The organism is Pseudomonas zhanjiangensis, assembly GCF_041027545.1.
GTDB classification, from domain to species: Bacteria; Pseudomonadota; Gammaproteobacteria; order Pseudomonadales; family Pseudomonadaceae; genus Aquipseudomonas; species Aquipseudomonas zhanjiangensis.
The window spans coordinates 79,338-98,644 of record NZ_JBFTEG010000007.1; the positions used below are offsets into that span (position 1 = coordinate 79,338).

Here is a 19,307-nt window from a genome sequence, read left to right on the forward strand (position 1 = left end):
CGTGAAGCTGTAGGCACCGTCACTGCCCAATGTCAGCACGCCGTAGGTGCCCAGCGCAGTCACCGCCGCACTGTTGTCATGGCCCACTGCACTCCAGGCGGTAAATTCCTTCGGTGCGTCCGCTCCGGCACTGTCGTTGCTCAGCACGTTACCGCTGACAACGGAAACTCCGTCCTCGGTCACGCCCACCGGACCATCATCCACCGCTGTTGGACCGTCGTCGTTGACATAAATTATCAGAGGTGCGGCAGGCGAGATGTCGCCATCGGAGTCGATGACCCTAACGGCGAAGGTCTCGGCAACCTGATCATCTGCCCCAATGGCACCGGGAATACTGTGATCGACGGTGTTAGCCGTAATGGTGTAGACCCAATTACCCGCGGCATCGAAGGTCAACACCCCGTATTGGCCAGTGACAATCCCCCCCACGCTGATATCGATCCACTGACCGGCCATGTTTTGCACCTGCAACTGCACCTGCAGGGAGGAAACGCCATCCGGCGACAAGACAACCAAATGGCCCGATGTAGTTTCATTGGGACTTTCTGGATTGCTGCCACTTGGTAGCGCTGCCTCATCGACAGTGCCAACGCCCGAGTCGACGCTGGGGTGGTCATAGACGACTTCTATTGTCGGTGTGAAGTCCGGCTCCTCGGGCGTTACCACGATATCCGGCTCTGGAAACTCCGGGCCAGAACTCAGGCCTTCGGTGGGAAAGCCGATCACCGGGTCGAGCGCTCCTGCCGTTTCATCCAACAGCACGAAGGAATGCCCGCCACCGGCATTACCAGCGCCAACTGCACCACCGGCACCGGGACCAGCTGCGGTCGCGGCCAGAGCGGCAGTCGGGTCGACCCCGGCCTCAATCGCCGCCTGCAGCTGCTCCACATCGGTCAGGTCCTGATCGCTCGGCGCCTCGGCCGCCGCAGCGGTGGCTTCGGCATCAGCGCCGCCGCCCCTGGCCAGTAGCTGGGTATCCAGCACCAGGTTGCTGTCGCGGCCAAGCGTCAACTCGCCACCACCGACCAAGGCAATGGCTACTGCCCCCGCCGCCCCGGTGACCAGCTGCTCCCCGGCGAATACCCGGTCGCCCTCGACGAGGGGACGACGCGTTCCGTCGCCGGCTACTGCAAAGACTTCGCCGATAACCTGACTGACGACACCAATTAAAGTAGCCATGCCTGCATCCTCACCACAGATGTCGATAAACATCGACAGATTCAAAGGAGATAAACACCTATGAACATGAGGTCTGTGCAATGACGGCCAAATCAAACTTAAAGGTGCTTCTTACCTAATCCCGATACTCAGACAAAAAAATGACGCTCCCGCAGCACCGACCTAACCCATCGCAAACAACCCTGCCCATATGCACAAAAATAATTTTCTGTCGTCTATTTAGTCTCAAGAATGACAGCCGAGAGACCGAAATTTCTAATACGTCACAAAAAACATGAGCCCTTTTTCAAAAACTGTACAAGACTTTTTTCTCATAAACCGTGTGCCGTTTTTATCTTAGCTACACTGAAACAATGTTCTTAGCTTAGCTGTTAAGAGACTGAAACAGTTTTTCCAGGGGATTTGCCATTTTTTTGGCGGCAAAGAAGAGCACTTACCAAGGAGATTCATCACATGCGCGTTTTCAATCCGCTGTGGAGCAGCATGTTACTGACGATAGCCTGCACGCAGGCCCAGGCAATAACCCTGTCAGAAGCCATTCAAAGCACGCTGGACAACCATCCGGAGATTCACGCTGGAATCAACAGCCGTCTCTCTTCGGACGAGGAAGTGAAGATGGCCAAGGGCGGCTATCTGCCGACGGTCGACCTGCTGGTCGGCTACGGCCGGGAGCAGACCGACAGCCCCAGCACCCGGGCCCTGGGCGATCACAACACCGAAACCCTGAACTACCGAAACGCCGAGCTACGCCTGCGCCAGATGCTGTTCGACGGTTTCAACACCCCCAATGAGGTGGCGCGCACCGAGGCGGTGGTCAACTCACGGGCCTACCGGGTGCTCGGCACCTCGGAGAGCCTGGCCCTGCGCACCGTCGAGGTCTACCTGGATGTATTGAAGCGCCGCGAGCTGGTCAGCCTGGCGAAGAACAACCTGCTGGCCCACCAGCGCATCAACGACCAGATCGACCTGCGCAGCCGCCAAGGGGTGGGCAGCAGCGCCGACCTCGATCAATCCAATGCTCGCGTGGCCCTGGCGGCAAACAACCTCTATACCGAGCAAGTGAACCTGGCCGATGCGGAAGCCAATTTCTTCAGCGCCACCGGCCGGATTGCCGATCAACTGGAGTCGCCGGTCAGCGTCAAGACAGCCATGCCGGCAGATCTGCTGGCCGCCCGCCAGGCCGTCATGGAGAACAACCCCTATCTGAAATCGGCCCAGGCCGACGTGCAGGCAGCCGAGAAGCAATACGAGGTCGCCAAGTCGCCGTTCTATCCGCGCTTCGATGTCGAGCTGGCAACCAGCGCCGACGACAACATCCAGGGCGACGAGGGCCACTACAACACCTGGCGTGCCGCCGTGGTGATGAACTACAACCTGTTCAACGGCTTGCGCGACAAGGCACGCCTGCAATCGACCGCCCACCAGATCAATGAGTCGATGGACATTCGCAACAATGCGCTGCGGGTGCTCAACGAAAACCTCTCGCTGGCCTGGAACGCCATGGAGAACGCCCGTCTGCAAACTCCCAAGGCACGCGACTATGCCGACTATACTGCACGTGTTCGCGAGGCCTACCAGCAGCAGTTCAGCCTGGGCCAGCGGACGCTGCTCGACCTGCTCGACAGCGAGAACGAACTGTTCACCGCCAATCGCCGCTATACCGAGGTGCGCTATACGGAAGAGTTCTCCATGTACCGCGTGATCGCGGCCATGGGTGACCTGTTGCGTCAGCAGCAGGTCGTAGTACCGGCCGAGGCTGTAGCCCTTTCCGAAGTGAAGAGCGAGGCACGTCTGCCGGCCATGAAGTAGTACCGGCGCAGGAGTAGCTAACCTTGACCACCATGGAGCGGCCAGGGCCCTCTCACGATCCGCGGCTCAACCATGATGATCCGCTGCTCGATGGCCTGCTGATTCTCTGCAAGCTGCACGACTGCACGGCCAGCCGTGGCAGCTTGACAGCCGGTTTGCCCATGCCCGAGCAACGCCTGAGCACCGACCTACTGCCCCGCGCAGCCGCCAGGGCCGGTCTGCAGGGGCGCCTGCTGACACGGGAGCTTGGCGCCATCTCGGCGCTCAACCTACCGGTCCTGCTGCTGCTCAACAATGGCCGCAGTGCCGTATTGCGCCGATGGGAAGCCAACAACGATGCCCTGATCCTGCCGAGTGAGGCGGAAGGCGGCGAACAGCGCGTGCCTCGCGAACTACTGGCCAAGGAATACAGCGGCCGGGCATTCTTCGCCCGCCCACGCCATGAGCTGGAAGACCTGCGGACCCCGCTGCTGCCGCGCATCGAGGCCTGGTTTCGCGACACCCTCAAGCTGTCGCGCTGGCTGTACACCGATGCCATGCTCGCCAGCCTGCTGATCAACGTGCTCGGCCTGATGGTGCCGCTGTTCGTCATGCAGACCTACGACCGCGTCGTGCCCAACCAGGCCACTGCCACCCTCTGGGTGCTGGCCATCGGCCTGTTCATCGGTACCGCCTTCGAACTGCTGCTGCGGGTCATGCGCGCCAACCTGCTCGACAGCGCCGGCAAGAAGACCGATGTGGTGCTCTCGGCCGCCCTTTTCGAACGCATCACCGGCATGGCCATGAGCGCTCGCCCGGCCACGGTCGGCGGTTTCGCCCAGAACATTCACGACTTCCAGGGGCTGCGCGAGTTCCTCACGGCGGTCACCCTGACCAGCCTGATCGACCTGCCCTTCGCCTTGCTGATGATCGTGGTGATCGGCCTGCTCGGCGGCCCGCTGGTCGCCATTCCGTTGCTGGCCTTTCCGCTCACGGCGATATTCGCCCTGATCATCCAGAGCCGCCTGCGTGACACCGTACAGCGCAGCCTGGCCCTCGGCGCACAACGCCAGGCCCTGCTGATCGAAACCCTAGGCGGCCTGGAAACCCTAAAGGCCTGCGGTGCCCAGAGCGAGCGCCAGCATCAGTGGGAAACTACCCATGGCGCGCTTACCCGCCTGGATGTACATGCTCGTTTCCTGTCGGCCATGGCCACCAATGGCACCCTGTTCCTTCAGCAATGCGCCGGCATGGCCATCATCATCGCCGGTGTCTACACCATCATCGCCGGTGACATGAGCGTCGGAGCGTTGGTCGCCTGCTACATGCTCAACAGCCGGGTACTGGCCCCGCTGGGCCAGGTCGCCGGGCTGATCACCCGCTATCAGCAGGCGCGCCTGACCATGAAAAGCACCGACGCCCTGATGAGTCTGCCTCAGGAGCGCCAGGACAAGCAGCGCCCCCTGGAACGTACCCAGCTCAAGGGCGGGCTCGCGGTACGCCAGGTCACTTTCAGCTACCCGGGCCAGAGTCACCCGGCACTGGCCAAGGTCGACCTGCAGCTCAAGCCGGGTGAGCGGGTGGGCATCATCGGCCGCAGCGGATCGGGCAAAAGCACCCTCGCCCGTTTGCTGATGGGCTTCTATACGCCCGAAGAGGGGGAAATCCTGCTCGACGGCCTGGACCTGCGCCAGCTGGATGTCGCCGACCTGCGCCACCAGATTGGCTATGTCGCCCATGACCTGCCGCTACTGGCCGGCAGCCTGCGTGACAACCTGTGTCTGGGCGCGCGCTACATCGGCGATGCGCGCATGCTCGAAGTCGCAGACATTACCGGTGTCAGCGAGCTGGCCCGGCAACATCCACAAGGCTTCGATCGCCCCGTCGGCGAACGCGGTCAGCTGCTCTCCGGTGGTCAGCGCCAGGCCGTGCTGATGGCCCGCGCGCTGCTGCTCGATCCACCGATCCTGCTGCTCGACGAACCGACCAGCGCCATGGACAACACCAGCGAGGAGCTTCTGCGTAGCCGTCTGAATGTGCTGGCACGCGGCAAGACCCTGCTGCTGATCACCCATCGCGCCTCGATGCTCAGCCTGGTCGATCGCCTGATCGTGCTGGACCACGGCCATATCGTCGCCGATGGCCCAAAAGAGGCGGTGATAGAAGCACTGCGCAAGGGCCGGGTCGGCCCTGCCGCGATCTAGGAGCACGCCATGCAACCGCACCGCTCCTCTCTTGCCTATTTCGCCAACCTCGGTCGGCACAAGCACGACACCGAGTTCATGCCGGAAGTCGACGGTGCCATCCTCGAGGACACGCCCTGGTTCTCCCGGATCACTATCTGGATCACCGGCGCCTGCCTGCTCAGTGCCGTGGCCTGGGCGCACTTCGCAGTGCTCGACGAAGTCACCACCGGCCAGGGCAAGGCCATTCCGTCGAGCAAGATCCAGGTCATCCAGAACCTGGAGGGCGGCATCGTCAACGCCATCTATGCCCGTGAAGGCCAGGTAGTGAACAAGGGCGATGTGCTGCTGCGCCTCGACGACACCCGCTTTCTTTCCAACCAAGGTGAAACCGAAGCCGACCGTCTCGCCCTGATCGCTCGCATCGAACGCCTGAGCGCCGAAGCCGAGGGTCGGCCCATCGCCATGCCGGAGGAAATCACCCGCAATGCGCCGCAGCTGGCCGAAGACGAACTGGCGCTGTACCGCTCGCGCCAGCAGCGCCTGCAGAGCGAGCAGCGCACCCTGAACGAACAGCTGTTGCAGAAGAGTCAGGAACTGGCGGAGTTTCGCTCCAAGTCCGAACAGTATCGCTCCAGCCTCGGCCTGCTTCAGCAGGAGCTGAACATGTCCCAGCCACTGGTCGCCACCGGCGCCATCTCCCGGGTGGAAATTCTCCGCCTGCGCCGCAGCCTGGTCGAAATGCGCGGCGCCTTGAACGCCACCAACCTGGCGATACCGCGCGCCGAAGCGGCGGTCAACGAGATCAAGAGCAAGGTGCAGGAATCCGAGCTGGCGTTTCGCTCCGACGCCTTCAACCAGCTCAACGAGGCGCGAACCGACCTGAAGAAGATCACCGCCACCAGCTCCGCCATTCAGGACAGGGTCAGCCGCACCACCGTCATCTCGCCGGTCAACGGCGTCATCAAGCAGCTCAAGGTCAATACCATCGGCGGCGTGGTGCAACCGGGCAGCGACATGCTGGAAATCGTGCCATTGGAAGACAACCTGCTGATCGAGGCCAAGGTGCGCCCACAGGATGTGGCGTTTCTGCATCCCGGGCAAAAAGCCATGGTCAAGTTCAGCGCCTACGACTACACCATCTACGGCGGCCTCAAGGCCAACCTGGAACTGATCAGCGCCGATACCATCCTCGACGAAGAAGGCAACAGTTTCTACCTGATCCAGCTGCGTACCGAAAAAAGCCACCTGGGCAGCGAAGAGCACCCGCTGCTGATCATCCCCGGCATGATCGCCACCGTGGACATCATCACCGGCCAGAAGAGCGTGCTCGATTACCTGCTCAAGCCTGTGCTCAAGGCACGCAACGAGGCGCTACGCGAACGCTGAGCGCCGGAGTAGTGGTGATGAACAGAAAGCGTGGCCCGGACATGCCTGCCGCTGCCAAAACCTCTAGCCCGGGTGATGGTTACGCCTGAAAGTCTGCTCGCCCATCGCCGCGATCTGCCCCTCGATGAGTGCATCGAACGGCTTGAGCAAGGCCTCGTAACGCGCCGGCGCCTCGAGCACCTCCAGCGCCGCGACAAGCGCCTCGATGGTCGACAGCGCCCCGGGCATCGGCGCCTTGCGCAGGCGATAGCGCGAGCACAAGCCTGCCACCAGGGTCACGCGCGGCAGCGTCGCCAACACTGGATTGAGGTGCAGTAGCTTGCGCGCCTTGCGCCAAGTGCCATCGGGCACCACCAGCAACGCCGGCCGCTCGTCTGCCTGGCCGGCAAATGCCTGCAGCGACTGCGCGCCCTCGCCAGGAAACAGCAGGCAGGCTCGGTAGCCGGGCTGGGCCAGCCACTGGGGCAGATCCTCGAACTCCTCGCCGACACGCAGCTCGGCGTTGCTCAAGCCCAGCGCGGCCAGGCGCGCGGTATTCAGCGCATGCCGGACCTCACTGGGGTGCTGCAGGATCAACACGCGGGTACGACTCGACAGCCGCGGGATCAACGCGCAGAGACAGTGGCCCAGCGGGCGGCAACAACGTGGACAGTGGGGGCGTGACATCGGCTTCTCCTCGACTGGCCAGTTTGCCACAGGTCAACCCGGTGCCAACGCCGGCGCTGCAATGATCGCCGCGCCAGCCCCATGCCAATGCTTACAACCTGGTCATGGGGCAATGAGCTGCGCCTTCAACAGGTCGCGAAATGCCTGAATGAGCGCCTCCCGGGAACGGCCGCGGCGCAGAATCAGGGAAAATGGCGCCTGGTAGCCGAAGGTCGCCGGTAGCAGCACGCGCAGACGGCCCTGCTCGACCCAGTGCTGCGCGTAGTGCTCCGGCAGGTAGCCGATATAGGCCCCCGAAAGCACCAGGATCAGCTGTGCCTCCATCGACTCCACCGTCGCCGCGCTGTGCTTGAAGCCGTGCCGCGCCAGCTCCGCCTGGCTCCAGTAGCCGCGGCCGACCATGCGCTGCTGGGTGATCACCTCGGCGGGAATGCGCCGCTCGGCGAACAGTGGGTGGCGCTCGCTGCAGTACAGCCAATGCTGCTCGCGGTACAGCGGCTGGTAGACCAGGCCGTTCATTCGCGTGGAAAAAGCGCCGATGGCCAGGTCCAGGCGGTTGTCCAGCACCGCCAGCTGCAACTCGTAGGGGCTCATCACCGACAGGTGCAGGTGCACGGCCGGATGTTCGCGGCTGTAGGCGCCGATCACCTCGGCCAACGGCAAGGCCGCATCGCTGACGGTGGAGTCCAGCACACCGAGGTTGAGGGTTCCACGCAGTTCGCCCTTGAGGGCGGCGGCGTAACGCTCGAAGCCTTCCAGTTCGCCGAGCAGGCGCAGGGTTTCCTGATAGAACAGCTCGCCCTTGCTGGTCAGACTGAAGCCGCCGCGGCCTCGATGACAGAGAACAATGCCCAGGTGGCTCTCCAACTGGCTCATATAGGTGCTGATGGCCGAGGTGGAGAGGTTCAGCTCCTGCTGCGCGGCGGCGAAGCCCTGCTGGCGCACCACGCTGACGAAGATGCGCAGCAGTTTCAGGTCGGGCAGGGCTTGGCTCATCGGCAAAGGTTCTTCCTGGGATGGATGGGGTGCCGCGGTGCCCGTGCGGCCGCCCCATCCTACAAGGCCCCGTTTAGTTTAGAAATTCCTGAACTAAGTTTTTGCCCACAGCGATTTTTCCCACTACCCGAGTGCCCAACAATCCGGCCCAACGACTACAAGCACAACAACCGTGAGGCCTTGTCATGGACAAGATTCTGCACCAACCCCTGGGCGGCAATGAAATGCCCCGCTTCGGCGGCATCGCCACCATGATGCGCCTGCCGCACATTCAGAGTGCCGAGGACAAGCGCGAGCTCGACGTCGCCTTCGTCGGCGTGCCGCTGGACATCGGCACCTCGCTGCGCTCCGGCACCCGCTTCGGCCCCCGCGAGATCCGCGCCCAGTCGGTGATGATCCGCCCCTACAACATGGCCACCGGCGCCGCCCCCTTCGACTCGCTGAACATCGCCGACATCGGCGACGTGGCGATCAACACCTTCAATATGGCCGAAGCCGTGCGCATCATCGAGGAGGCTTACGACGAGATCCTCGAGCACGGCATCATGCCGCTGACCCTGGGCGGCGATCACACCATCACCCTGCCGATCCTGAGGGCGATCAAGAAGAAGCACGGCAAGGTCGGCCTGGTGCACATAGACGCCCATGCGGACGTGAACGACCACATGTTCGGTGAGAAGATCGCCCACGGCACCACCTTCCGCCGCGCCGTGGAAGAGGACCTGCTCGATTGCGACCGGGTGGTGCAGATCGGCCTGCGTGCCCAGGGCTATACCGCCGAGGACTTCAACTGGAGCCGCAAGCAGGGCTTCCGCGTGGTCCAGGCCGAAGAATGCTGGCACCAGTCGCTGGCGCCGCTGATGGCCGAAGTGCGGGAGAAGGTCGGCGGCGGCCCGGTGTACCTGTCGTTCGACATCGACGGCATCGACCCGGCCTGGGCGCCTGGCACCGGCACCCCGGAGATCGGCGGCCTGACCACCATCCAGGCGATGGAGATCATCCGCGGCTGCCAGGGCCTGGACCTGGTCGGCGGCGACCTGGTCGAAGTCTCCCCGCCCTACGACACCACCGGCAACACCTCGTTGCTCGGCGCCAACCTGCTCTACGAAATGCTCTGCGTGTTGCCCGGCGTGCAGCGTCGCTGAACTCCCGGGCCTTTTATTCGACACTGGGCGCCGAACGGCGCCCAGGCACTGCACAACAACAATTAAGGTGCTGACATGAATCACGACGAAACCATGCCGCTGCTGGATGACCAGCCACCAGCCGACACCTCCTATAGCGTGCGCCAGCTGCTGATCTTCCTGATCCCCTCGCTGCTCGGCGTGCTGCTGTTCCTCACCCCCATCGTCTACGAAGACAAGGTCACCATCGGCCTCGGCGTCATGGCCGATGCCCTGAAAGCCTCGCTGAGCGGCTGGCTGCCGGCCATCGCCACCGGCCTGCTGCTGTTCTCCGCCGCCTTCGGCCTGCTCGGCAGCCTGCTCAAGCCGCGCTGGCTTACCGAACGCCGCGCCCTCAACGACCTGTTCGTGCTCCATCCGCTGTGGCTGGGCCTGCGGGTCCTCGGCGCGGTGTTCGCCGCCATGACCTTCTGGCAGTTCGGCCCCGAGTGGATCTGGAACGCCAACACCGGCGGCGTGGTGCTCAAGGACCTGGCCCCGGTATTGATCACCTTCTTCCTGGTGGCCGGCCTGATCCTGCCGCTGCTCACCGACTACGGCCTGATGGAGTTCTGCGGCACCCTGGTGCGCAATGTGTTCCGCAAGATCTTCGGCCTGCCCGGTCGTTCGGCCATCGACGCCATCGCCTCCTGGCTGGGCTCCGGCACCGTCGGCGTGCTGATCACTGCCCAGCAGTACCAGAAGGGCTTCTACAGCGCCCGGGAAGCGGCGGTGATCGCCACCAACTTCTCCATTGCCTCGATCGCCTTCAGCCTGCTGATCACCAGCTTCATGAAGCTCGACCACCTGTTCGTGCCCTTCTACCTGACCGTGGTGGTCGCCGGCCTGGCGGCCGCCATCATCACCCCGCGCATTCCGCCACTGTCATGGAAGAAGGACGAGTACGTCGCCGGCGTTGGCAAGCAGATCAAGGAAGACGTACCCAGCGGCACCTCGCTGCTGAGCTGGGGCGTCACCCAGGCGGTCAAGCGTGCCAACGCCAACCCGTCGCCGGCGCAGATGGTCAAGGTCGGCGTGCACAACGTGGTGGACATCTGGCTCGGTCTGCTGCCGCTGGTGATGGCCATCGGTACCGTATCCCTGGCGATTGCCGAGTTCACCCCGGTATTCAACTGGCTGTCCTACCCCATCGTGCCGCTGCTCGAGGCGCTGCAGCTGCCGGAAGCGGCCAAGGCGGCGCCAGCCATGCTGGTGGGCTTCGCCGACATGTTCCTGCCGGCGGTGCTGGGCAAGGGTATCGAGAGCGAACTGACCCGCTTCGTGGTGGCCTGCGTGTCGCTGACCCAGCTGATCTACATGTCGGAAGTGGGCGTACTGATCATCAAGGCCAAGCTGCCGCTGAACATCCTCGAGCTGTTCGTGATCTTCATCATCCGCACTCTGATCACCCTGCCGATCATCGCCCTGATGGCCCACTGGATCGTCGGTTGATGCCCTGCCCTCTCCCGCTCGCGGGAGAGGGCCCTGCTGCCCGAATGAAGGAAAGACCATGACCACCTGCGGCGAATATCTCGTCAAGCAACTGCAAGCCTGGGGCGTCGACAGCGTATTCGGCATCCCCGGCGTACACACCGTCGAGCTGTACCGCGGCCTGCCGCACAGCACGATTCGCCACATCACCCCGCGCCACGAGCAGGGCGCCGGCTTCATGGCCGACGGCTATGCCCGGGTCACCGGCAAGCCGGGGGTGTGCTTCATCATCACCGGCCCGGGGATGACCAACATCCTCACCGCCATGGCCCAGGCCTACGCCGACTCCATCCCGATGCTGGTGATCTCCAGCGTCAACGAACGCGAGCGTCTCGGCCTCGGCAAGGGCTACCTGCACGAGCTGCCCAACCAGCGCGCCCTGGTCGCCGGCGTCAGCGCCTTCAGCCATACCCTGATGAGCGTCGAGGAGTTGCCCGGCGTGCTGGCCCGCGCCTTCGCCGTGTTCGAAGGCGAACGGCCACGCCCGGTGCACATCGAGCTGCCGCTGGACATCATCACCGCCGATGCCGGCCACATGGCTGTGGCCGCCAAGCCAAGCATCCAGCGCCCGGCCGCGCCGCGCGGGCTGATCCGCGAGGCCGCGGCCATGCTTGCCAACGCCAAGCGTCCGCTGCTGCTGCTCGGTGGCGGCTGCGTCACCGCCCAGGCCGAAGCACGCGCCCTGGCCAGCGCCCTGGATGCGCCGACCGCGCTGACCATCAACGCCAAGGGCCTGCTGCCCGCGGATCACCCGCTGTTGCTGGGCAGCAACCAGTCGCTGCTGCCGGTGCGCCTGCTGGCCCTGGAGGCCGACGTGATCCTGGCGATCGGCACCGAGCTGGGCGAGACCGACTACGACGTGGTGTTCGACGGCAACTTCAAGCTCGGCGGCGAGTTGATCCGCATCGATATCGACGCCCAGCAATTGCAGCGCAACTTCACCCCCACCCTGGCGATCCAGGGCGATGCGCGCCAGGCCATGCAGCAGCTGCTGCAAGAGCTGCCGGCGCGCCAGGACGACCCGCGCAGCCCCGGCGTGCAGCGCACGGCGGCGGTGCAGACGCAGCTGGCCGAGGACTTCAGCGGCTGGGTGCATTACCGCCAGCTGTTCGCCACCCTGCTCGAGGCGCTGCCCGAGGCCCGCTTCGTCGGCGACTCCACCCAGACCGTCTACAGCGGCAATCATCTGGTCGAACTGGACGGCGCACGGCGCTGGTTCAACTCCTCCACCGGCTACGGCACCCTCGGCTACGGGCTGCCGGCGGCCATCGGCGCCAAGCTGGCCGAACCGAGCCGCCCGGTGATCTGCCTAATCGGCGACGGCGGCCTGCAGTTCACCCTGGCCGAGCTGGCCAGCGCGGTGGAAGCCAGGGTCGGGGTGATCGTGCTGCTGTGGAACAACGCCGGCTACGGCGAGATCAAGCGCTACATGGAGAAACGCGACATCACCCCGCTGGGCGTCGACATCTACACCCCGGACTTCCTCGCCCTGGCCCGCGGCTTCGGCTGCGCCGCCGAACGCGCGCGCGACCACGCACACCTGGACGAGCTGCTGCGCCAGGCACCGGACGATCGTCCGTTGCTGATCGAGATCGCCGAGGCGCCGCCCTTCCACCCTTGAGCGATCGCCCTGGCCTGGGGGCGACCACCTCACAGCGCACGCGCCGGCAATGGAGTAGGCTGGAGGCGACAGCAGCGCCAGAGGGAGAGCAGCGCCATGCAGATCGTCAGCCGCGAGCGCTGGTTCGAGGTGGATCAGCGCTACGACGGCATCAGCCTGATCCACGAGCCCTACGTACGGCCCTTCTATCGCTGCAATATGTGGCATGTGCAGGGCCGCGAGCGCGATGTGCTGATCGATTCCGGCTCCGGCCTGGTCAGCCTGCGCGAGCAGCTGCCCTGGCTGACCGAGCGGCCACTGCTGGCAGTGGCCAGCCATACCCACTTCGACCATATCGCCGGCCATCACGAATTTCCCGAGCGCCTGGTCCATCCGGCCGAAGCGGACATCCTCGCCGCGCCGACCGCGGCCAATACCCTGGCGGCGGACTATGTCGGCGATGCGATGTTCGAGGCGCACCCGGACTGCCCGCTGTGCTACGCGGAGTACCGGGTCAAGGCGGCACCGGCGACCCGGCTGATCGAGGAAGGCGATGTGCTGGACCTGGGTGATCGGGTACTCGAGGTGCTGCATACCCCCGGTCATTCGCCCGGCGGTATAAGCCTATGGGAAGCGAAGACGCAGACGCTGTTTTCCGGCGACATCCTCTACGACGGGCCGCTGGTCGAAGACGCCTACCATTCCAACCTGGAGGATTACGCCCGCAGCCTGGCACGCCTGCGCGACCTGCCGGCGCGCACCGTGCACGGCGGGCACTTCCCCAGTTTTTCCGGTGAGCGCATGCGCGAGCTGATCGACCAGTGGCTGCTATCCCACCGCTAATCCGGTATTCACTCGCGCGGACGTTGGCGGCGTTGCGCTTCGCTCGGTACGGGAACGGGTTGCAGGCGTGGACGCTCGATGAGTCCCAAGGCGACCAGCAGCTGCCACACCCGACGATTGAGCCATGCGTTCATAGTCCATCCCTCCATCAGCACTGCCGGGATGGGCGAGCGGCTCGATCCTCCGGCGACTCGCCCCTTTATACAGCCTAGACCCTACTGCCGTTTGCGGATTGATCCCGATCATCCAAGCGCCGATCGGATCGCCTGGCTTACGAGCGGGCGCGCTGGTTCGACTGGTAGATATTGTCACGCTCGGGCCTCGCCCCGGACTTGAGGATCTGCAGCCACTCGTCGGTGCTCATCACCGCGGCGAAGCGTGACTGCAGCACCACGCAGAACACCCGGTGGATGTCCTCGGCGCTGGCCGCCCCGGCGCGATTGCGGTAGGACACCGAGCCGCTGGCGTCATGCAGGTACTCCACCTGCCAACCCTCGTGCACCGCCTGGCGGATGGTCGAGTCGTTGCAGTTGTGGGTCATGTAGCCGACCACGGTCAGGGTGTCGACGTCGCGCGCCCTCAACCACTGGCCCAGCTCGGTTGCCGCCAGGGCGCTCGGCAGCGACTTTTCCAGCCGCAGGTCGTGGGGCCGTTCGGCCACCGTCGGGTGCAGCGCCGCGTTGTAGCTGCCTCGGGGGAATAGTGGCGAATCGGCCGGCGCCAGTTGCTGCACCAGCACGATCGGCATGTCCTGGGCATGGGCGGCGTCCATGGCCCGGGCGATGTTGCCCAGCGACTGCTGCACGTCCGGGTATTCGATCGGCAGATTGCCGCCCAGGTATTCGTGCTGCACATCGATGACGATCAGGGCGCGGCGTGGGCTGTTCGACATATTTGACTTCCTCATCAGGTGGCGGTGGAAGGCCATTGTCGGAGAGGCGCCCCCGGCCCACGAGTGGCCCGAATGCCAATATTCGCTAGAATCGGGCCAAACCCGGATCCCACGCGAGACCACCCATGCACCCTCACCACGTGGCCGTGGTCGCCTTCGACCGCATCAGCCCCTTCCACCTCTCGGTGCCCTGCCTGGTGTTCGGCGAGCCGCGCCCCGGCGTACCGGCCTATACGCTGCAGGTCTGCGCGGCGGAGCCCGGCCCGCTGAATACCAGCGCCGGCTTCAGCCTCAACTGCGAACATGGCCTGCAGGCGCTGCAGCAAGCCCAGACCATCGTGGTGCCGAGCTGGCGCGACCCGCACGAGCGCCCGCCCCCGGCCCTGCTCGACGCCCTGGTCGCCGCCCACGACCGTGGCGCCCAGCTGGTCGGCCTGTGTCTGGGCGCCTTCGTCCTGGCCGAGACCGGCTTGCTCGACGGCCGCACCGTCACCACCCACTGGGCCTGGGCCGACCTGCTGGCGCAGCGCTTTCCGCGGCTGAGGGTCAATGCCGAGGTGCTCTACATCGATGACGGCGACCTGCTCACCTCGGCCGGCACCGCCGCCGCCCTGGACTGCTGCCTGCACCTGCTGCGCCAGCGCTGCGGCGCCGAGGTGGCCAACCAGGTGGCCCGGCGCCTGGTGGTGGCGCCGCACCGCCAGGGCGGCCAGGCCCAGTTCATCGAGCAGCCGCTGCCGGCCAGCGCCCAGGGCGACCGCCTCGGCGAACTGCTCGACTGGGTACGCGCCCACCTCGATCAGCCCCACAGCCTCGACAGCCTGGCCGAGCGCGCACTGATGAGCCGGCGCAGCTTCACCCGGCATTTCCGCCGGCTGACCGGCAGCACCGTCGGCGCCTGGCTGCTGGCCGAGCGCCTGGCCCTGAGCCAGCAGTTGCTGGAGCGCGGCGAGCAGTCGGTGGACAGCATCGCCGCCCTGGCCGGCTTCGGCTCGGCGGCGTCGCTGCGCCAGCATTTCAATGCCGCCCTGGGCCTGTCGCCACTGGCCTACCGGCGCAGCTTCCGCGGCGCCTGAGCGAGACGACTCAGGCCGGCTCGGCCTTACGCCGGTAGGGGAACACGTCGATCACCTTGCCGGCGCGGATTGCCTCCTGCAGGCTCTTCCAGTAGTCGGCGTCGTACAGCTCGCCATGCAGCTGGCTGAACAGCCGGCGCTGCTTGATGTCGGCGAACAGGAACGGCGGGAACTCCTCGGGGAACACGTCCAACGGCGCCACCGAATACCAGGGCTCGGAGGCCATCTCGTCCTCCGGGTAGCGCGGCGGCGGGATGCGGCGGAAATTGACCTCGGTGAGAAAGCAGATCTCGTCGTAGTCGTAGAACACCACCCGGCCGTGGCGGGTGACGCCGAAGTTCTTCAGCAGCATGTCGCCGGGGAAGATGTTCGCGGCCGCCAGCTGCTTGATCGCCAGGCCATAGTCGTCCAGCGCCTCGCGCACCTGGGCCTCGCTGGCGTTCTCGACGTACAGGTTGAGCGGGGTCATGCGCCGCTCGGTCCAGCAGTGGCGCACCAGCACGGTGTCGCCCTCCACCACCACGGTCGAGGGCGCCACCTCGAGCAACTCGGCCAGGCACTCGGGCTGGAACTTGGCCTTGGGAAAGCGAAAATCGGCGAACTCCTGGGTGTCCGCCATGCGCCCTACCCGGTCGACGCTTTTGACCAGGCGGTACTTCTCGATCACCGTGTTGCGGTCGACCGTCTTGGAGGGCGAGAAGCGGTCCTTGATGATCTTGAACACGGTGTTGAAGCCCGGCAGAGTGAACACGCTCATGACCATGCCACGCACGCCGGGGGCCATGATGAACTGGTCGTCGCTGCTGGCCAGGTGGTTGATCAGCGAGCGGTAGAACTCCGACTTGCCGTGCTTGTAGAAACCGATCGAGGTGTACAGCTCGGCAATGTGCTTGCCCGGCAGGATGCGCCTGAGAAAGCCGATGAACTCCGCCGGGATCGCCACCTCGACCATGAAGTAGGAGCGGGTGAAGGAGAAGATGATCGACACCTCGGCCTCGTCGGTGATCAGCGCATCGATCTGGATGCCCTGGCCCTCGCGGTGCAGCAGCGGGATCACCAGCGGCCACTGCTCGTCGCGGGTAAAGATGCGCCCGACCAGGTAGGCGCCCTTGTTGCGGTAAAGCACCGAGGAAAACAACTCGATGCACAGCTCCGGGTCCTTGCACACCCAGTCCGGCAGGTTCTCGCGCAGCTGGCCTTCCAGGCGTTTGAGGTCGCGCGGCAGGTCCTCGAAGGGCACGCTGAAGCGGTAGTCGGCGAAGATCGCCTCGAGCATCTGTGCCATCCCCGCCTCGGGCCGGTAGCTGCGGGTCTGCGCCGCGCGCTGCTGGCCGTGCGGCGACGGCCGGGTGGTGTGGATGAACATGCAGCCATCGCTGATCAGGTCATGGCTGAACTGGCCGCAGAAGATCGAATTGAACCAGGTCTCCGCCAGTTCGTCATCGAAGCGCCGGTCGATCAAGGTGATGTAGGCGCTCTTGACCAGCGGCCACTGGCTGACGTCGAGCAGCTCCTCGCCGAAGTCCTCACGCAGGCGCTCGCCCCACTCGCCGACCTTCTCCTCGTACAGGTTGATCCGCGCCGCGGCAGCCTGCTGGGCCTCCTGCCAGTGCGCCTGCTCGAAGCGCTCGCGGGCGCCCTCGGTGATCTGGCGAAAATGCTCGCGGTAGTCGTCGAAGCCGTCGAGGATCTGACGGGCGATATCGCTGGCCGGCCATTGCTGCGCCATGGGCAAACCTCTGCACGGAGAATTGAATGGCGAGCTTAGCCAGTGGAACGGCCGAGGAAAAGCCGGCTCACGCGGCAAAGGCGTCGCGGGACCCGGCAATCGCCACTTTGAAAGCCTGTTTCGGATTGCCTTGCTTCGCGCGCCCGGCAACACTGCTCACCCCTGCCCGCTCTGGAGTTCGTCGTGCGAACCGCCGACCTGCTACGCCTGCTGCTGCTCGCCGCCATCTGGGGCGCCAGCTTCCTGTTCATGCGCATAGTCGCGCCGATGCTCGGCAGCATGCCGACCGCCTTCTTCCGCGCCAGCTTCGGCATGCTCGGCCTGCTCGCCATCCTGCTGCTGATGCGGGTGCACTGGGATTTTCGCGGCAAGCTCCGGCAGTGCCTGCTGCTCGGGGTGATCAACGCCGGCCTGCCGTCGGCCATGTATTGCCTGGCGGCGCTGGTGCTGCCGGCCGGCTATTCGTCGATTCTCAATGCCACCACGCCGATGATGGGGGTGCTGATCGGCATGCTGTTCTTCGCCGAGGCCCTGACCCCGAGCAAGGCGGCCGGGGTGGCGCTCGGCCTGTTCGGCGTGGCGGTGCTGACCCGCACCGGGCCGGTGCAGTTCGATCAGGAACTGCTGCTCGGCGCCGGCGCCTGCCTGGTCGCCACCACCTGCTATGGCTTCGCCGGCTTCCTGGCCCGGCGCTGGATCGGCCAGCAGGGCGGCCTGGACAACCGCCTGACCGCCTTCGCCAGCCTGTGCGGCGCCAGCCTGTTCCTGCTGCCCTGGTTCGTCGGCAGCCTGGCGCTGCAGCCGCCGGCCAGCTGGGGCGGCCCCGAGGAGTGGCTGTCGCTGGCCGGGCTGGGGCTGCTGTGCACGGCCTTCGCCTACGTCCTGTATTTCCGCCTGCTGAGCGACATCGGCCCGATCAAGGCCTCGACCACCACCTTCCTGATCCCGCCGTTCGGCGTGCTTTGGGGCGCCCTGCTGCTGGGCGAGCCGCTGTCCTGGGCCTACCTGTATGGCGGCGCGCTGATCGCCGTGGCCCTGTGGCTGGTGGTCAGACCGACGCCGCCTGCGGCGCCGGTCAGGATCGTTGCCGCCGACTGACCCGATAGCGGACAGCAAAAAGCCGCCCGCAGGCGGCTTTCTTCGCCGATGAGCAGCGGCCCTACTGGACCAGCTCCTGCTCGCTGAACATATCGCTGAACAGCATGCTCGACAGGTAGCGCTCTCCGGAGTCCGGCAGCACCACGACGATGGTCTTGCCCTGCATCGCCGGCTCGGCGGCGAGGCGCACCGCCACCGCCATCGCCGCGCCACAGGAGATACCGCAGAGGATGCCCTCCTCGCGCATCAGGCGACGGGCCATGGCCTTGGCGTCCTCGTCGGTGACCTGCTCGATCCGATCGACCATGGCCAGGTCGAGGTTCTTCGGCACGAAGCCGGCACCGATGCCCTGGATCTTGTGCGGGCTGGGCTTGACCTCCTCGCCGGCCAGGGTCTGGCTGATCACCGGCGACGCCACCGGTTCCACCGCCACCGAGACGATCGGCTTGCCCTGGGTCTGCTTGATGTAGCGCGACACCCCGCTGATGGTGCCGCCGGTGCCGACGCCGCAGACCAGCACGTCCACCGCGCCATCGGTGTCGTTCCAGATCTCCGGGCCGGTGGTCTTCTCGTGGATCGCCGGGTTGGCCGGGTTGTCGAACTGCTGCGGCATGTAATAGGTGGCGGGATCGGAGGCGGCGATCTCCGCGGCCTTCTCGATCGCGCCCTTCATGCCCTTGGCCGGCTCGGTCAGCACCAGTTCGGCGCCCAGGGCCTTGAGCACCTGGCGTCGCTCCAGGCTCATGGAGGCCGGCATGGTCAGCAGCAGCTTGTAGCCGCGGGCGGCGGCGACGAAGGCCAGGCCGATGCCGGTGTTGCCCGAGGTCGGCTCGACGATGGTCATGCCCGGCTTGAGCACGCCGCGCTCCTCGGCATCCCAGATCATGCTGGCGCCGATCCGGCACTTCACCGAGTAGGCCGGGTTGCGCCCCTCGATCTTGGCCAGCAGGGTCACTCCGGGCGGGCCCAGGCGGTTGATCTTGACCAGCGGGGTGTTGCCGATGGCTTGGGCGTTGTCAGCGAAGATGCGGCTCATGGCGGTGTCCTTGTGCAGAGAATGCCGAGGGAAGACCGCCAAGCCTAAGTCGCCGACGAGTGGCCGTCCAGTTCGGCGCAGGCCGCGGCAGGCGGCGGACGCCCGTGGTGACGTGCCAGACGTGACCCGCCATTCAGTGACTGAATGGCCCGTCTGCGTTCACAGTCGCCTGGACGGC

General features: G+C 65.3%; 16 protein-coding genes. 9 read left to right on the forward strand and 7 right to left on the reverse strand.

The genetic code is table 11. The annotated features are described in order from the left end of the window. The coding region (locus AB5S05_RS10705) for a retention module-containing protein (RefSeq protein ID WP_369287501.1) at nucleotides 1-1,212 on the reverse strand (1,212 nt) is incomplete at its 3' end. 420 nt (nucleotides 1,213-1,632) lie between these two features. Here AB5S05_RS10705 and AB5S05_RS10710 point away from each other — a divergent pair. Genes AB5S05_RS10710 through AB5S05_RS10720 form a run of 3 tightly spaced genes read left to right on the forward strand, consistent with a single transcriptional unit; the run spans nucleotide 1,633 to nucleotide 6,539 of the window. Continuing rightward, entirely contained in the window at nucleotides 1,633-2,988 is a 1,356-nt protein-coding gene (locus AB5S05_RS10710) for a TolC family outer membrane protein (protein ID WP_369287502.1), read from the forward strand. A gap of 32 nt (nucleotides 2,989-3,020) precedes the next feature. Further along, nucleotides 3,021-5,171 carry a type I secretion system permease/ATPase gene (locus tag AB5S05_RS10715; RefSeq protein WP_369287635.1) on the forward strand — a complete coding sequence of 717 codons (2,151 nt, stop codon included), beginning with the start codon at nucleotides 3,021-3,023 and terminating at the stop codon, nucleotides 5,169-5,171. A gap of 9 nt (nucleotides 5,172-5,180) precedes the next feature. Then, nucleotides 5,181-6,539 (forward strand): HlyD family type I secretion periplasmic adaptor subunit, encoded by a 1,359-nt coding sequence (locus AB5S05_RS10720; RefSeq protein ID WP_369287503.1) that lies wholly within the window; start codon nucleotides 5,181-5,183, stop codon nucleotides 6,537-6,539. Between the two features lie 63 nt (nucleotides 6,540-6,602). Here the strand turns inward: AB5S05_RS10720 and AB5S05_RS10725 are convergent, their stop codons facing one another. Together AB5S05_RS10725 and AB5S05_RS10730 are read right to left on the reverse strand one after the other, a co-directional pair. Beyond that, nucleotides 6,603-7,205, reverse strand: a complete 603-nt coding sequence (locus AB5S05_RS10725; protein WP_369287504.1) for a tRNA-uridine aminocarboxypropyltransferase — start codon at nucleotides 7,203-7,205, stop codon at nucleotides 6,603-6,605. A gap of 102 nt (nucleotides 7,206-7,307) precedes the next feature. After that, nucleotides 7,308-8,201, reverse strand: a complete 894-nt coding sequence (locus AB5S05_RS10730) for a LysR family transcriptional regulator (protein ID WP_369287505.1) — start codon at nucleotides 8,199-8,201, stop codon at nucleotides 7,308-7,310. Nucleotides 8,202-8,386: 185 nt separating this feature from the next. On the opposite strand from AB5S05_RS10730, the gene speB reads away from it, so the two are divergent. From speB to AB5S05_RS10750, 4 genes are all read left to right on the forward strand, one after another. Next, a complete protein-coding gene (speB, locus tag AB5S05_RS10735; RefSeq protein ID WP_369287506.1) occupies nucleotides 8,387-9,346 on the forward strand; it encodes an agmatinase in 960 nt (319 codons plus the stop codon). A 75-nt stretch (nucleotides 9,347-9,421) separates the two neighbouring features. Then, nucleotides 9,422-10,816, forward strand: coding sequence for a YjiH family protein (locus AB5S05_RS10740; RefSeq protein ID WP_369287507.1), 1,395 nt, complete (start codon nucleotides 9,422-9,424; stop codon nucleotides 10,814-10,816). A gap of 58 nt (nucleotides 10,817-10,874) precedes the next feature. Beyond that, nucleotides 10,875-12,476, forward strand: a complete 1,602-nt coding sequence (locus AB5S05_RS10745) for a 5-guanidino-2-oxopentanoate decarboxylase (RefSeq protein ID WP_369287508.1) — start codon at nucleotides 10,875-10,877, stop codon at nucleotides 12,474-12,476. A 96-nt stretch (nucleotides 12,477-12,572) separates the two neighbouring features. After that, nucleotides 12,573-13,298, forward strand: coding sequence for an MBL fold metallo-hydrolase (locus AB5S05_RS10750; protein ID WP_369287509.1), 726 nt, complete (start codon nucleotides 12,573-12,575; stop codon nucleotides 13,296-13,298). A gap of 8 nt (nucleotides 13,299-13,306) precedes the next feature. Here the strand turns inward: AB5S05_RS10750 and AB5S05_RS10755 are convergent, their stop codons facing one another. Next, a complete protein-coding gene (locus AB5S05_RS10755; RefSeq protein ID WP_369287510.1) occupies nucleotides 13,307-13,432 on the reverse strand; it encodes a PA1414 family protein in 126 nt (41 codons plus the stop codon). Between the two features lie 137 nt (nucleotides 13,433-13,569). Next, on the reverse strand, nucleotides 13,570-14,190 hold the full coding sequence (locus tag AB5S05_RS10760) for a cysteine hydrolase family protein (protein WP_369287511.1): 621 nt from the start codon (nucleotides 14,188-14,190) through the stop codon (nucleotides 13,570-13,572). Nucleotides 14,191-14,315: 125 nt separating this feature from the next. Here AB5S05_RS10760 and AB5S05_RS10765 point away from each other — a divergent pair, with 125 nt between their 5' ends. Further along, nucleotides 14,316-15,266: a helix-turn-helix domain-containing protein gene (locus tag AB5S05_RS10765; RefSeq protein WP_369287512.1), complete on the forward strand. Its 951-nt coding sequence runs from the start codon at nucleotides 14,316-14,318 to the stop codon at nucleotides 15,264-15,266. A gap of 10 nt (nucleotides 15,267-15,276) precedes the next feature. On the opposite strand, the gene aceK is transcribed toward AB5S05_RS10765, so the two are convergent. Then, nucleotides 15,277-16,995: a bifunctional isocitrate dehydrogenase kinase/phosphatase gene (aceK, locus tag AB5S05_RS10770; protein WP_369287513.1), complete on the reverse strand. Its 1,719-nt coding sequence runs from the start codon at nucleotides 16,993-16,995 to the stop codon at nucleotides 15,277-15,279. Nucleotides 16,996-17,178: 183 nt separating this feature from the next. On the opposite strand from aceK, the gene AB5S05_RS10775 reads away from it, so the two are divergent. After that, entirely contained in the window at nucleotides 17,179-18,093 is a 915-nt protein-coding gene (locus AB5S05_RS10775) for a DMT family transporter (RefSeq protein WP_369287514.1), read from the forward strand. A 61-nt stretch (nucleotides 18,094-18,154) separates the two neighbouring features. Here the strand turns inward: AB5S05_RS10775 and cysK are convergent, their stop codons facing one another. Next, nucleotides 18,155-19,129 carry a cysteine synthase A gene (gene cysK, locus AB5S05_RS10780; protein WP_369287515.1) on the reverse strand — a complete coding sequence of 325 codons (975 nt, stop codon included), beginning with the start codon at nucleotides 19,127-19,129 and terminating at the stop codon, nucleotides 18,155-18,157. Between the last annotated feature and the right edge of the window lie 178 nt (nucleotides 19,130-19,307).

Bases quoted from the DNA above. Each gene is read 5' to 3' on its own strand.
- AB5S05_RS10715 (WP_369287635.1), top strand. From the start codon at position 3,021: ATGGAGCGGCCAGGGCCCTCTCACGATCCGCGGCTCAACCATGATGAT.
- AB5S05_RS10755 (WP_369287510.1), bottom strand. From the start codon at position 13,432: ATGAACGCATGGCTCAATCGTCGGGTGTGGCAGCTGCTGGTCGCCTTG.
- AB5S05_RS10730 (WP_369287505.1), bottom strand. From the start codon at position 8,201: ATGAGCCAAGCCCTGCCCGACCTGAAACTGCTGCGCATCTTCGTCAGC.
- aceK (WP_369287513.1), bottom strand. From the start codon at position 16,995: ATGGCGCAGCAATGGCCGGCCAGCGATATCGCCCGTCAGATCCTCGAC.
- AB5S05_RS10765 (WP_369287512.1), top strand. From the start codon at position 14,316: ATGCACCCTCACCACGTGGCCGTGGTCGCCTTCGACCGCATCAGCCCC.
- AB5S05_RS10760 (WP_369287511.1), bottom strand. From the start codon at position 14,190: ATGTCGAACAGCCCACGCCGCGCCCTGATCGTCATCGATGTGCAGCAC.
- AB5S05_RS10710 (WP_369287502.1), top strand. From the start codon at position 1,633: ATGCGCGTTTTCAATCCGCTGTGGAGCAGCATGTTACTGACGATAGCC.
- AB5S05_RS10725 (WP_369287504.1), bottom strand. From the start codon at position 7,205: ATGTCACGCCCCCACTGTCCACGTTGTTGCCGCCCGCTGGGCCACTGT.
- AB5S05_RS10745 (WP_369287508.1), top strand. From the start codon at position 10,875: ATGACCACCTGCGGCGAATATCTCGTCAAGCAACTGCAAGCCTGGGGC.
- speB (WP_369287506.1), top strand. From the start codon at position 8,387: ATGGACAAGATTCTGCACCAACCCCTGGGCGGCAATGAAATGCCCCGC.
- AB5S05_RS10740 (WP_369287507.1), top strand. From the start codon at position 9,422: ATGAATCACGACGAAACCATGCCGCTGCTGGATGACCAGCCACCAGCC.
- AB5S05_RS10720 (WP_369287503.1), top strand. From the start codon at position 5,181: ATGCAACCGCACCGCTCCTCTCTTGCCTATTTCGCCAACCTCGGTCGG.
- cysK (WP_369287515.1), bottom strand. From the start codon at position 19,129: ATGAGCCGCATCTTCGCTGACAACGCCCAAGCCATCGGCAACACCCCG.
- AB5S05_RS10750 (WP_369287509.1), top strand. From the start codon at position 12,573: ATGCAGATCGTCAGCCGCGAGCGCTGGTTCGAGGTGGATCAGCGCTAC.